At 42.0% G+C, this 13,319-nt stretch carries 7 protein-coding genes; 5 read left to right on the top strand and 2 right to left on the bottom strand.

What is annotated here, in order from left to right; translation table 11 throughout:
• Positions 1 to 168: 168 nt before the first annotated feature.
• The 5 genes from L0657_RS24410 (at position 169) to L0657_RS24430 (ending at position 8,730) form a co-directional block, all read left to right on the top strand.
• Positions 169 to 819, top strand: coding sequence for a TetR/AcrR family transcriptional regulator (locus L0657_RS24410; RefSeq protein ID WP_235153394.1), 651 nt, complete (start codon positions 169 to 171; stop codon positions 817 to 819).
• Positions 820 to 892: 73 nt separating this feature from the next.
• On the top strand, positions 893 to 2,260 hold the full coding sequence (locus tag L0657_RS24415; RefSeq protein ID WP_235153395.1) for a TolC family protein: 1,368 nt from the start codon (positions 893 to 895) through the stop codon (positions 2,258 to 2,260).
• Positions 2,261 to 2,281: 21 nt separating this feature from the next.
• Positions 2,282 to 3,424, top strand: coding sequence for an efflux RND transporter periplasmic adaptor subunit (locus L0657_RS24420; RefSeq protein ID WP_235153396.1), 1,143 nt, complete (start codon positions 2,282 to 2,284; stop codon positions 3,422 to 3,424).
• A gap of 71 nt (positions 3,425 to 3,495) precedes the next feature.
• A complete protein-coding gene (locus L0657_RS24425; protein WP_235153397.1) occupies positions 3,496 to 6,651 on the top strand; it encodes an efflux RND transporter permease subunit in 3,156 nt (1,051 codons plus the stop codon).
• 225 nt (positions 6,652 to 6,876) lie between these two features.
• Positions 6,877 to 8,730 (top strand): tetratricopeptide repeat-containing sensor histidine kinase, encoded by a 1,854-nt coding sequence (locus L0657_RS24430; RefSeq protein WP_235153398.1) that lies wholly within the window; start codon positions 6,877 to 6,879, stop codon positions 8,728 to 8,730.
• Between the two features lie 132 nt (positions 8,731 to 8,862).
• Here L0657_RS24430 and L0657_RS24435 read toward each other — a convergent pair whose 3' ends face one another.
• The gene (locus L0657_RS24435; RefSeq protein ID WP_235153399.1) at positions 8,863 to 9,816 is read right to left on the bottom strand and encodes a phytanoyl-CoA dioxygenase family protein; all 954 of its coding nucleotides are present in this window, start codon (positions 9,814 to 9,816) and stop codon (positions 8,863 to 8,865) included.
• Positions 9,817 to 10,032: 216 nt separating this feature from the next.
• Positions 10,033 to 13,242, bottom strand: coding sequence for a translation initiation factor IF-2 (infB, locus tag L0657_RS24440; RefSeq protein WP_235153400.1), 3,210 nt, complete (start codon positions 13,240 to 13,242; stop codon positions 10,033 to 10,035).
• Between the last annotated feature and the right edge of the window lie 77 nt (positions 13,243 to 13,319).

Here is a 13,319-nt window from a genome sequence, read left to right on the forward strand (position 1 = left end):
CCGGACTTCCCGCAAATCACTTTTTTGTCTTTTACGAAGTTTATTTTCAACTTATCAAATAACTGTTTGATTTTTTCAAACAAACGTTTGATTTAATTTTTTATTCTTTTACCTTTGGCTCCGTTATCAAGCGACGTGTAATTTCCTATTGACGCCTGATACTTGCCAATGGAATATAACCACAAACAATTACAGATTATCGGCGTGGCCGAAAAGCTGTTCGCAGAAAAAGGATTCTCGGGTACTTCCATCCGTGACATCTCACAGGAAGCAGATATCAATGTCTCCATGATATCGTATTATTTTGGGTCAAAAGAGAAATTGATCGAAGCACTTTTTGAGACAAGATCAAGAGATTTTGTTAATCGGCTGGAAAGTTTGCTGTTGAATGTTGACCTCTCGCCAATGCAAAAAGTGAACCTGATGATTGACGGTATCGTTGACCGTTTAATAGAAAAACAATGCTTTCATAATGTTGTGGTTCGCGAGCAATTAGCGGGCAGCCGTACACCTATCATCTCAGAACTCCTCACAGTAATGAAGACCAAAAACCTTCGGGCTATGGAGGGTATCATCCAGGAAGGACAAAAACTTGGTGTATTTACAACGGATGTTGATGTACTTATGCTTTCTACGACGCTTTTTGGAACATTAAACCAGGCAATCAGTACGCAGCCGTTTTATCGCCACATCAACCAACTGGAAGACTTGTCACAGGATGAGCTTGATAATCACCTGAAACGAAAGTTAAGTATCCACCTGAAAAAATTATTTAGGGCGGTGCTTGATAAGGAATTAAACGAGGCTATTGCGAGTTAATGCATCAATACTCTCCCGTTTGTCCTAAGAAAGTTAACACCATTTATCATTATCAATTAACATTTCCCTTTTCATGAATTTTTATTGTAAAGCTAAAACAATAAGATTTTTAGCACTCAGTATTTCGCTTCTGATACTGGCGCCTATGCTGGTAGTGGGCCAACAGGCTACCACCGCCACGCAAAATGGTGCCGAACAGAATACACTCGCCAGCGGCAATTTGGAAGATATTATTCAGTATGCCTTAAAGAATCAGCCGGTAATTCGTCAGTCTGTTATTGATGAACGTATTGCTGAAAACACTGTCAAAAGCAAACTTGCAGACTGGTATCCGCAGATTAACTTCAATTATAATTTGCAGCATAACTTTATTATCCAGACGAGTGTCATCGCTGGAAACCCTGTAAGACTTGGCGTAAACAATACCTCCGCAGGACAGTTCACTCTTTCTCAGGCGATTTTTAACCGTGATGTTTTGCTTGCAAAAAGAACAAGAGGCGATGTTCTTCTTCAGGCTGGTCAGAATACGACGTTTAATAAAATTGATCTTGCGGTCAATGTGTCCAAAGCATTTTACGACGTGTTGGCAACGACAGAACAAATCCGTGTTTCAGAAGAAGATATCGTCCGGTTGGAAAGAAGTTTAAAAGATGCGCAGAATCAATATCAGGCTGGTGTAGCCGACAAAATTGACTTCAAACGCGCAACTATTTCTTTGAACAATACGAAAGCTTCCAAGAAAAGCAACGAAGAAGTTCTGAAAGGCAAGCAAGAATATTTGAAAGCGCTGATGGGTTATCCATTGGGTAACGAGCTTAAAATCACTTATGATTCTCTTCAACTGGAAAGAGAAATTATACTGGACACATTACAAGGCCCGGAAATTAATGCAAGGATTGAGTTTCAACAACTGGCCACGCAGAAAAGGCTTCTTGAATCTAATTTACAATATAACAAGATGAGCTTTTTGCCTACGATTTCGGCAAACGGAGCTTATAACCTGAACTACCAGAACAATCAATTCAGCGACCTATACGGAAATAACTTCCCGAATTCTTTTGCTGCGCTGACATTAAGTCTTCCACTTTATCAGGGAGGAAAGCGCAAAGCAAATATCAATATTGCGGATTGGCAGGTTAAACGTGTTGATCAGGATATTCAGAGTTTAAAACTGAATGTAAGTTCTGAATATGCCAACGCATTGGGATACTATAAAGGAAGCCTAGCAAATCTTCTGGCGCAAAAAGAAAATGTTGATTTAGCGAGAGAAGTTTACGATGTTATCCAGCTGCAATACCGCTCAGGTATTAAAACATATCTGGAAGTAATTACATCTGAAACCGACCTTCGTCTGGCCAGAATCAATTATTATAATGCACTCTATCAGGTACTGGCCAACAAGATCGATGTACAAAAAGCACTTGGTCAACTTAACTATTAATTATTGAAACTCCTTGATACCATGTTTTTAAATACCACAAAATATTATACAGCAGCACTTTCAGTTTTAATACTGGCTTCCTGCGGAAAAAAGAATGAGCAACAGGCGGCAATGCAGGGTCCACCTCCGGTGAATGTGACTTTACAGGAAGTTCAGACAACGGATGCGGTTTACCACGACGAATATCCCGGAACTGTAACTGCGCTAAATCAGATTGAACTTCGTCCGCAGGTGACAGGTTTTATAACGGGCATTAAATTTCAGGATGGCGCGCGTGTAAAAAAAGGACAGCTTCTTTATACCATCGACGCGCAGCTTTACTCTGCCAATTATGAACAGGCCGTGGCGAATCTTAACGTGCAAAAAGCGAATGTTGTAAAAGCGCAAAAGGATGCTGACCGTTACCATGAACTTGATAAAAATGATGCGGTTGCAAAACAGCTGGTAGATAATGCTGACGCAGCACTGGAAGTTGCTAAAAGACAGGCAGAGGCGGCACAGGCAAATATTTCTGCGGTTTCAACAAGCGTTCGTTATACCAAAGTTACTGCTCCTTTTGATGGCGTGATCGGTATCTCATTGGTTAAAGTAGGTGCAGCAGTTACAGCCGGTCAAACAGTTCTTAATACGGTTTCAACAGACGCTCAGCTGGCGGTTGACTTTAATGTAGACCAGAAAGAAATTTACCGTTTTTCTAACCTTTTGAAAACAAGCAACGCAAAAGATTCAACTTTTACTTTGGCATTTGGAACCGATATCTATCCGATTCCTGGGAAACTTGCACTTCTTGACCGCGCGGTTGATCCGCAAACTGGTTCGATCAAAGCCCGTATTGTATTCCCAAACAAAGATAATATGTTGAGATCCGGAATGACGGGAACGGTGAGGGTTCGTAATAATGCTTCTGCCCAATCGGTAATAATTCCTTACAAAGCAGTGACTGAACAACTTGGCGAATTCTTCGTATATGTTGCCGGTGATTCAAGTAAAGTTTCGCAGAGAAAACTTGTATTAGGCGAGCCGATCGGTGCGAATATCATTGTGAAACAAGGTCTTAAAGCAGGCGAGAAAATCGCTGTGGAAGGTGTTCAGAATCTTCGTGAAGGTGCTGTTATCAATACCGCTCCCCCAGCAGCTGCTCCGGCGAAAGGTGCTACAAAATAACGGTAAGCTAGAAAAACAGGAAAAGCGGCCCCAAGCCTGACCTCCTTCTGATTCCTTTAAATACTAAAAAAATGATTGCAGATATTTTTATAAAAAGGCCAGTTACGGCAATCGTTACGTCGATTGTGATCGTGCTTGTCGGCCTTATTGCCTTAACAACATTACCGATTGCCCAGTATCCTGACGTAACGCCGCCCACGGTTACAATCTCGGGGGTATTTACCGGAGCCGACGCCCAGACGGTCGAGCAAACGACAACAACGGCTATTGAAACGCAGGTGAATGGTACTCCGGGGATGAGTTATATGTCATCCAACAGTACCAGTAGCGGACAAAGCAGTATTAATGTAGTTTTTGATATTGGTACTGACGTAAACATCGCGGCACTTGATGTTCAAAACCGGGTAAGTGTGGCAGAACCTGCCCTTCCGGATGTTGTAAAAAGATTGGGTCTGACTGTTCGTAAAAGACAGCCAAGTATCATGATCGCCCTTGCGCTTTATTCTCCAAAAGGAACACATAGTGCTCAGTTTATTGGAAATTATGCGAATATTTATCTAAAAGACAGAATTCAGCGGGTAAAAGGTGTGGGTGATATTGTTTCACGTGCAGATGATTTTGGTATGCGTATCTGGTTGAACCCAGAAAAACTTGCCAATTTAAATATGACGCCTTCTGATATTTCCGCCGCTCTGGCTGAGCAGAATTTACAGATTGCCGCAGGAACTGTGGGAGCCAATCCGCAGCCTACGCAACAGGCGTTTGAATACAGTGTTCTTACAAACAGCCGTCTTAACACAAAGGAAGAGTTTGAAGATATTATCGTTCGTTCTGCTCCGACAGAAGGAAGTGTTGTTTACCTGAAAGATGTAGCGCGTGTCGAACTTGGTAAGTTTGACTATAATGCCAATGCGTTTGTCAATGGAAAACCTGCCGCATTTGTGTTGATCTATCAAGCACCCGGTGCAAATGCACTAGATACTTATGATGGTGTAATGGCTGCGCTGGCGGAAATGAAAAAAACTTTCCCGAAAGATATTGATTATGTAATTCCGGTTGAAACAGCCTCTGTTGTGAGGGTATCCATTGAAGAAGTACTGCACACATTTGCAGAGGCGATGATCCTCGTGGTGATTGTGGTATTCCTTTTCCTACAAAACTGGCGCGCTACGTTGATTCCAATTCTTGCAATTCCGGTGTCTTTGATTGGAACATTTATCTTCTTTATTCCTTTCGGATTTACGATTAATACGCTGACACTTTTCGCCTTCGTACTCGCCATCGGTATTGTTGTGGATGATGCAATTGTGGTGGTCGAGGCCGTCCAGCATAATATTGACCACGGCAGGCTTTCGCCAAAAGCAGCGACAGAAAAGGCGATGAAAGAAATATCCGGACCCGTTATCGCAATTGCCCTTATTTTGGCGGCTGTATTCGTTCCGGTAAGTTTTGTTCCAGGTATCGTGGGCAGACTTTATCAGCAGTTTGCGATTACCATTGCGGTATCTGTACTTCTTTCGGCATTCGTTGCACTTTCGCTAACGCCGGCACTTTGTGCGATGATGCTGAAACCTACAGAGGCGGCAGGTGCGAAAAAGAACTGGCTTGAAAAGTTCTTCGATAAATTTAACCGCTGGTTCGACGGCGTTTCTCATTCCTATACAAGAGGTGTAGCCAAATGGATAAAAGGGACTCCTTACGTATTAATTATGATGGTATGTCTGATCGTTGGTCTTGTGTTTCTTTTCAAAAACAAACCATCCGGCTTTATTCCTGTGGAAGATGAAGGACGTCTGTTTGTGACGTACGAGATGCAGGAAGCGGCTTCGACAACCCGTAACATTGCGATGATTAAGGAAATTATGGCGCGTGTTTCTGCCATTCCCGAGATCAAAACAGTTGGTGGACTCGCAGGACTTAACGTTATCAGTTTTTCCAACAAATCCAATGTTGGTACCATGTTTGTGAGTTTGCATCCCTGGGCAGATCGTAAAGGAGCTGAACATCATGTGCAGGCCGTTATTTCTGAAATTCAAAAACGTACAGCCGATATCAAAGAGGCCCGTGTTCTTGCCATTGCGCCTCCGGCGATTCCTGGGCTCGGACAAACATCTGGTTTTACTTTCGAACTTCAACAGACAACAAGTACGGATGATATCAAGAAATTTGAGGCCGTTACCCAAAAATTCCTGGCGGCTGTAAACCAGCGTCCTGAAATCGGGTTTGCCTATACTTTCTTCAATGCGAAAACTCCGTCTTATCAAATCGATGTGGACCGTGATAAAACCAAGAAACTGGGTGTTCAGGTAAATGATGTTTTCAGTACACTTTCCACACTTTTGGGTAGTACGTATGTAAACGACTTTAACCTTTATGGACGTAACTTCCGTGTAATGGTTCAGGCGGACAGCACTTTCCGTTCTAACCTTGATCAGGTAAACAAATTTTACGTAAGAAATTCACAGGGAAATATGATTCCGCTATCGGCAATCATTACGACGAAAGTTGTAGAAAATCCTGCCTTGATTTCTCACTATAATATTTACCGCGCGGTTGAAATCAACGGTACGCCAAAACCAGGTTTTAGTAGTGGACAAGCCATTCAGGCTTTGAAAGAAGTGGCAGAAACACTTCCCGATGGTTACGGATATGAATTCTCAGGTATGAGTTCAGAGGAGATCAAAGCGGGAGATTCGACGACGACAATTTTTGCTATATCGATTGTCTTCGTATTCCTTTTCCTTGCGGCGCTTTACGAAAGCTGGTCAATTCCTTTCTCTGTACTTTTTGCAGTACCGATTGGAGCTTTGGGATCAATTATTACGCTGACACTTTTACCAAATCTTACCAATAATATTTACGCACAGATTGGTTTGATCACGCTTATCGGGCTTGCTGCGAAAAATGCGATCCTTATCGTAGAGTTTGCAAAAGAGCGGGTTGATTCCGGGATGGAGGTTGTGAAAGCAACGCTTGAAGCGGTTCAGCTTCGTCTCCGTCCGATTATTATGACGTCACTTGCCTTTATCCTTGGGGTACTTCCTCTGGCTTTTGCAAGCGGTGCTGCTGCCGAATCACGTAAAACGATTGGATGGACGGTTTTTGGAGGTATGCTTGCCGCAACTTCACTAGCGATCTTTGTTGTTCCGGTTCTTTTTGTAGCGATTGAAAAACTTGCTAATAAGCAGAAAAAGAAAAGACAAGATCGGGAATCGAGACTGGCATAGAAAATTAGCATAGAAAAAAAATAGGCGTGGAAACCGAAACGTTCCGCGCCTATTTTTTTTGCTTTTTACATAGATACATACCAAATTCCTATTGCAATATGTGGTTTTTGAGCGACCGACAAGTTTGCCACACTAATTTAATTCTCCCATAGCGCTCTTTATTAAACGATTTTTTTGTAATTTGTAATATTTATTCTACACACCTAGCTACTATTTTCTCAAAATATGAGAGCCGTTTTTTTATTTGTGTTAATTTTAGTGACCTCATCTGCGTTCTGCCAGGTTGAAAAAATTAGAGAATTACAACAAAAACTTGCTGTAACCAGTGACAGTACGTCATATATCGATCTGTTAAACAAAATTTCACTTCTTTTTTATGAACAAAATGCAGACAGCACGCTTCACTACGCCTTACGAGCGAGGGAGATTGCATCTGGATTGGAATACGAAAAGGGAACAGCAGATGCGAATAATAATCTCGGGATTGTTTTTGATATAAAAGGAAACAACCAACTCGCTTTAAGGTATTATAATGACGCCTATAACATGTATGTGTCACAGAAAGACTCGTCCAATATTGTGCAGACTTTAATGAATATTGCGATGGTTTATAACGTCGGCGGTAAGCATCAAAAAGCACTGGTAAACCTGGATCAGGCACTTTCGATGGGAAGCATGATTTCCCATGATTCAATCACAGCGATCGTTATCTATAATTATATTTCAGGTTATCCGGAAAAATTTGATCACGAAAGAAAATCAAATCTTATCCGTAAAGCAGAAAAAATCTCAGCCAAATACCATGACGTTCGGCTTGCAATTGCTATACAACAGCTGAGAGCGGATGATTTGATCGCGAACGGTCAACGCCAAAAAGGAGTTCTTCTACTGGACAGTACGCTTCAGATCGCGCTGCAAATGGAATTAAATTATCTCAGTATGGACATATTCATAGATCTGGCAGATGATTATCTCAAACAAAGTCCACAAAAATCAATTGATCTTCTGCTTCAGGCACTTGAAATGGCAGAGGAGAAAAGTTACCGAACTTACGCCAAGGAAATCTGCAAAAAATTGTATGATATCTATCTGGAGAAAGGCGACAAAGCTATCGCATTCATTTACAGTGGAAAGTTGCTCCGTCTTTATGAGCGGCAAGCTGAGATTGACAAATCTTCTGGTATAGATTATATTGAGTATGCTGTGAAAGATCAGGAGTTGGCATCGCAGAAATTTAAGGCTGACTACAATAGAAAATTATTTTGGCTCGCCGCTGCAATCTGTATACTCACCTTGTTGGGTATCCTCTTCGTTTTACGAAATTCAAAATATATAAAAAAGACCAACCAGGTATTAACAACACAATTTCGCCAACTGGAATCGACAAGTGAAGCGCTGGAGAAAACCAATCAGGATTATGCCAAACTGATCAAAGTTGTGGCTCATGACTTACGAAATCCAATCGGCGCAATAAGTTCGCTGAGCTCGATGCTTCAAGAAGAGTCGCTCACAAAGGAAGAACAATCGCAGTTTATTGACCTGATACATGAATCGAGTAATAGCTGTATAAAACTGATCAGCGACTTATTGGAAACCGATTTTGACTTTAATGAAGCCGAACTTCAGAAAGAAGAAATCTACCTTCCGACTTTCCTCGAGCACACCATCGCGTTACTATCTTTCAGGGCTTCCGAGAAAAAACAACAGCTGCTTTTGAAAGCGTATCCTCATATCAACATCACTGCGGACCGTGACAAGTTATTGCGGGTTTTGAATAATTTGATTGGCAACGCTATAAAATTTAGTCCAGAGCAAGGCATTATTCAGATCAGCGCCCGAAAAAATGACAAGGGAATCGAAATAGTTGTCAAGGACAATGGATTAGGAATCCCGAAAGAGTCAGCTGAGAAATTATTTGATCCGTTTACATCTTCCAAACGACAGGGGACGGCAGGTGAACGACCTTTCGGATTGGGACTCTATATTTCTAAACAAATCGTCGAGGCACATGACGGAAATTTACGTTTTGAAAGCGTAGAGGGAGAAGGTTCTACATTTGTTGTTTTCCTGCCATTTTAGACAATGTTTTTTTCACTAATCCGGAGATAAAATTCAAAGCACCTATCATTTTCGTGTTAGAGAGGAGATAATCTGTTGTCATATCATGTTAAAAAACCTGGCAACGAGCCAGGTTTTTTAACATGATTTCATTTAAACTTTACCCCGCAAAATCTTTACTAACAAGGAAAGAGGTTTGATTTTATTTTCGAAAAGAGTGTAAATGTTCTTCCCCGATTTGAAAGTACGCATCTTATTTCCGTTGTAATTCTGGACAACTTTTTCACCGGTAAGCATGTTTTCTAAGCCGTCTCGTAAGTAGAGTTCCCTGGTAACCATATTGGATAACATGGGCGTATAATAATAACAATCTTTGAAAAAGTAGTGCGTTACCTGCGACCAGCGCGTTGTTCCTTCTTTGGTGACGGGCGATCCGCCATGAATAATATTGGAAGACCAGATTAAAACATCTCCCTTTTTTGCCAAAAATTTCTTTTTTTCGAATTTATTAACGTTAACTATTTTTTCAATAAAGTTCTCGTACTCGGCGTAGTCAGCATAAGTGGACGTTCTTGAATCCGTTTTAATTTGCGAAAAATCATATTCTGGTAAACGGTGCGAGCCTGGAAAGTAAAAAACAGGACCCTTTTCGTCGCTGATATCTTCAAGCGCAACCCATACTCCGCACATATATCGGGCTGGCAATGAGCTAAAATGTATTGTATCTGAGTGTGCTCTTTGCTGCGATCCAAATTTAAAATTTAGCGTCTGAAAAGGAATAGGCTCGCGATCGTAAAAAAGCCGAAGCATTTCCAATATTTTCGGATGGCAAGCCAGCTCTTTCGAAGCTTCGGACTCTTTCCAAAAATCCTGGACTCTTCGATCATCACGTTGTGTTTTGATTGGAAAATCAGGATTAAAAGCCTTTTTATCAGCATCTTCCCGAGTGGCGTCTACTAGTGAATCCGGGAGGATACCTGAAATCACCACAAAGCCATTTTTCTGATAATCCCTGACGTATTGAAGTTGTTGTTCAGATAGGTTTTTTGTTTTTAAAATCTCTTCGAAAAAGGGGGATTCAATCCATGGCAAATTCGCATTAATCATACTTCAAGTTTTAAAGGGTTGTTTTTCATGACTACAAGAACTAATATTTCTGCTGTGACAAAAATACATTTATTCCATTATCAATTTTGAAAACAACGAACCCTAATTAATTAATTTTCTGATTTAAGTGAAATATTGTCACCGGCTGGACACCGATTCAATAAAAAAGCCGGTTTTGATTGCTCAAAACCGGCTCTGGTATTATATCTGGATAACTTACAGCGATCTTTTTACTTCACGAAGTTCAAAGCTTTCTATAATATCACCAACTTCTATATCATTAAAGTTCTTGATACTCAAACCACACTCATAACCATTACGAACTTCCTGAACATCGTCTTTGTAACGTTTCAGCGAGTCAATTTCTCCGGTTAGAAGTACAATACCGTCACGAACGATACGTATTTTGTTGCTACGTTTCACGAAACCATCCGTAACATAACATCCCGCAATTGTACCAATACGGCTGATTTTGAATACCTCTCTGATTTCAATATTACCGGTAACAATTTCTTCAATTGTCGGAGCAAGCATACCGGTCATCGCATCCTTAATCTCATCAATAGCACTGTAAATTACAGAGTAGTGACGAATTTCAATCTGATCCTGTTCCGCCATTTTCTTAGCATTCGCAGAAGGACGAACCTGGAATCCAACGATAATTGCATCCGCTGCAATGGCAAGGTTAACATCCGATTCAGATATCTGACCAACCGCTTTGTGAATGATATTAACCTGAACCTCATTTGTTGAAAGTTGCAATAACGAATCTGAAAGTGCTTCAACAGATCCATCCACGTCACCTTTGATAATCAGGTTAAGTTCACGGAAACTACCGATCGCCTTACGACGGCCAATCTCTTCCAGTGTAATATGCTTACGTGTACGAATGGTTTGTTCACGTTGAATCTGCTCACGTTTCACAGCGATATCCCGTGCATCACGTTCGTTTTCAAATACGTTGAATCGATCACCTGCCTGCGGCGCTCCATTTAACCCAAGTAACTGAACTGGCATAGACGGCCCGGCAGTTTTCAGCTTGCGACCAAGATAATCGGTCATTGCTTTCACCTTACCAAAGTGCGCACCTGCCAGAACTACATCACCTACTTTAAGTGTTCCAGTTTCAACAAGGATCGTTGTAACATATCCACGTCCTTTATCCAAAGATGCTTCAACTACGCTACCGATCGCACGACGATTTGGATTTGCTTTAAGTTCAAGCAATTCTGCTTCCAAAAGTACTTTTTCTAAAAGAAGATCAATACCCAAACCGGATTTGGATGAAATTTCCTGAGTCTGGTATTTACCACCCCATTCTTCAACCAATATATTCATGTTGGCAAGTTCTTCACGAATTTTTTCCGTGTTGGCACCTGCTTTATCTACTTTACTAAATGCAAATACGATTGGTACACCTGCAACCTGTGAGTGATTAATCGCCTCACGTGTCTGTGGCATGATACTATCGTCCGCCGCAATTACGATAATTACAACGTCGGTAACTTTCGCTCCACGGGCACGCATCGCTGTAAAGGCTTCGTGACCCGGTGTATCAAGGAATGTAACCTGTTTGCCTGTTTTCGTTTTAACACTATATGCACCGATGTGCTGAGTAATACCACCGGCTTCACCACTGGCAACGTTTTCAGAACGGATATAATCCAGAAGGGATGTTTTACCGTGATCGACGTGACCCATGATCGTAACGATCGGAGCTCTTTCGATAAGGCTTTCTTCTGTATCAACTTCTTCAACAACGTCGTTTTGAACTTCCTCTTCCGCTGAGATAAAGGCAACTTCAAATCCGAACTCATCGGCGATGAAAGTAATCGCTTCTGCGTCAAGACGCTGGTTAATTGAAACGAACATACCCATGCTCATACAAACCGAAATTACTTCCTGAACCGTAACTTCCATTAAAGAAGCCAGGTCGTTTGCAGATACAAATTCGGTTACGCGAAGTACTTTTGTTTCTTCCAATCCGTCTGCGTTTGGATCGTTCTGATCTGCACGGTCGCGGCGACGAAGTCCTTTTCCACGTGTGGCTGTGCGGCTGTTACCTCCACCCATTCTTGCCATTGTGGCCTTAATATTGTCAGAAACTTCTTTGTCAGAAACTTCTTCCCTTTTTCCGCCTCTTCTGTTATTTGTGCGGCCTTTATTAGCAGCAGATCCAGCTCCTCCACCTGCGTTACCCGTTCCAGTACTTCCGGCAGCAGGCGTAGTCCCCGTTGTTCCGGCGGCAGGTCTGTTGGTGTTCGTATTGGTAGTACTACTATTGGCAGTTCTCGGCGCGTTCGTATTGGGAGCGCTATTAGGAGTTCTTGACCTATTGTTATCCCTATTGTTATTGTCTCTGGTTCCAGGAGCGCTTGGTGTTGTCGTAGTACCAGTCGCTGGCGTATTTGCCGGAGCACCTGCAGTTGCTGGTCTAACTTCATCACGAATTCGCTTACGCTTACGGCGACGTTTCTTGTCGGTTGCCGAATCGCTTGATGCAACAGGGTCCTTTTTCTTAGCCCTGTCAGAAGGCAGTTCAATTTTACCAATAACCCGAAGACCGCGAAGCTGCTCGCCGCGCGCTTCAATCAATTCAGAATCATTAGTTTCAGGTGTTGCCGGGCTGCTTTCAGTAGCCGTTTTGCTTTCAGCAACGGGAGGGATAGTTTCTTTTACGGGAGTTTCCACCGGGTTTGACTCTTCTTTTTGAGTTGGTGGCTTCACTTCGGCAACGGGTTGTACCGGGGCCACTGGTTCCGGTTTTTCAACTACTACCTCTTTTTCAGCAACTAGCTCTTTCTTTGGTTGTTCGATAATTATATCTTCAACAGGCGGTGTTACGACCGGCTGTGGTTCTGGCTTCACTTCCTGCTGAACTTTCACTGGCTCTGCTTCTTTTACCTCTGCTTTTGGCTCGGGTACGGCAACAGGAGCTGGTGGCGGTGTTTCAGCTTTAACTTCCTTAACAGGCTCTTCAACAACAGGTTCAGGTTTAGGGGGAGTTGGAGCGACCGACGGCTTTTTAGGGTCCAGATCTATTCTTCCTACCACTTTTATACCCGGAAGTCTGTTTTCCAAAGCAGGCGCTGCTGGCTCTGCTTTTTCTTCCACCTGAGGTTTTTCTTCAATTGGTTTAGAAGGCGAATTGCGGAAATATAAAATTCCGTCAACATCACTTTTGTGTTTTTCTTCCTTCACTTCTGCAACTGGTTCCGAAGAAGTATTTCTTGGAGCCCACGAAGATTTAAGATCTTCTGATTTGAAGTCTTTCGCAAGAAAATCAATTTGATCCGAATTAATTTTGGTATTGGGGTTACTTTCCACCTTGTACCCTTTGGCAGACAGATGATCCACGATCGTAGTAATACCTACGTTCAGGATCCTTGCCACTTGGCTTAGGCGCATCATTTTATCTTCTGCCATATTAGCAATTTGTAGAAAAAAGTTTTTGCATCCGTGGAAATATAAACACTATGTCAATACCTCCACATATTCTTGTA

Source organism: Dyadobacter sp. CY345, from assembly GCF_021502725.1.
GTDB lineage: Bacteria > Bacteroidota > Bacteroidia > Cytophagales > Spirosomataceae > Dyadobacter.

What these genes read in the sequence shown, in the direction of transcription:
- L0657_RS24410 (WP_235153394.1), top strand. Translation starts at nt 169, where the DNA reads ATGGAATATAACCACAAACAATTACAGATTATCGGCGTGGCCGAAAAG.
- L0657_RS24415 (WP_235153395.1), top strand. Translation starts at nt 893, where the DNA reads ATGAATTTTTATTGTAAAGCTAAAACAATAAGATTTTTAGCACTCAGT.
- L0657_RS24420 (WP_235153396.1), top strand. Translation starts at nt 2,282, where the DNA reads ATGTTTTTAAATACCACAAAATATTATACAGCAGCACTTTCAGTTTTA.
- L0657_RS24425 (WP_235153397.1), top strand. Translation starts at nt 3,496, where the DNA reads ATGATTGCAGATATTTTTATAAAAAGGCCAGTTACGGCAATCGTTACG.
- L0657_RS24430 (WP_235153398.1), top strand. Translation starts at nt 6,877, where the DNA reads ATGAGAGCCGTTTTTTTATTTGTGTTAATTTTAGTGACCTCATCTGCG.
- L0657_RS24435 (WP_235153399.1), bottom strand. Translation starts at nt 9,816, where the DNA reads ATGATTAATGCGAATTTGCCATGGATTGAATCCCCCTTTTTCGAAGAG.
- infB (WP_235153400.1), bottom strand. Translation starts at nt 13,242, where the DNA reads ATGGCAGAAGATAAAATGATGCGCCTAAGCCAAGTGGCAAGGATCCTG.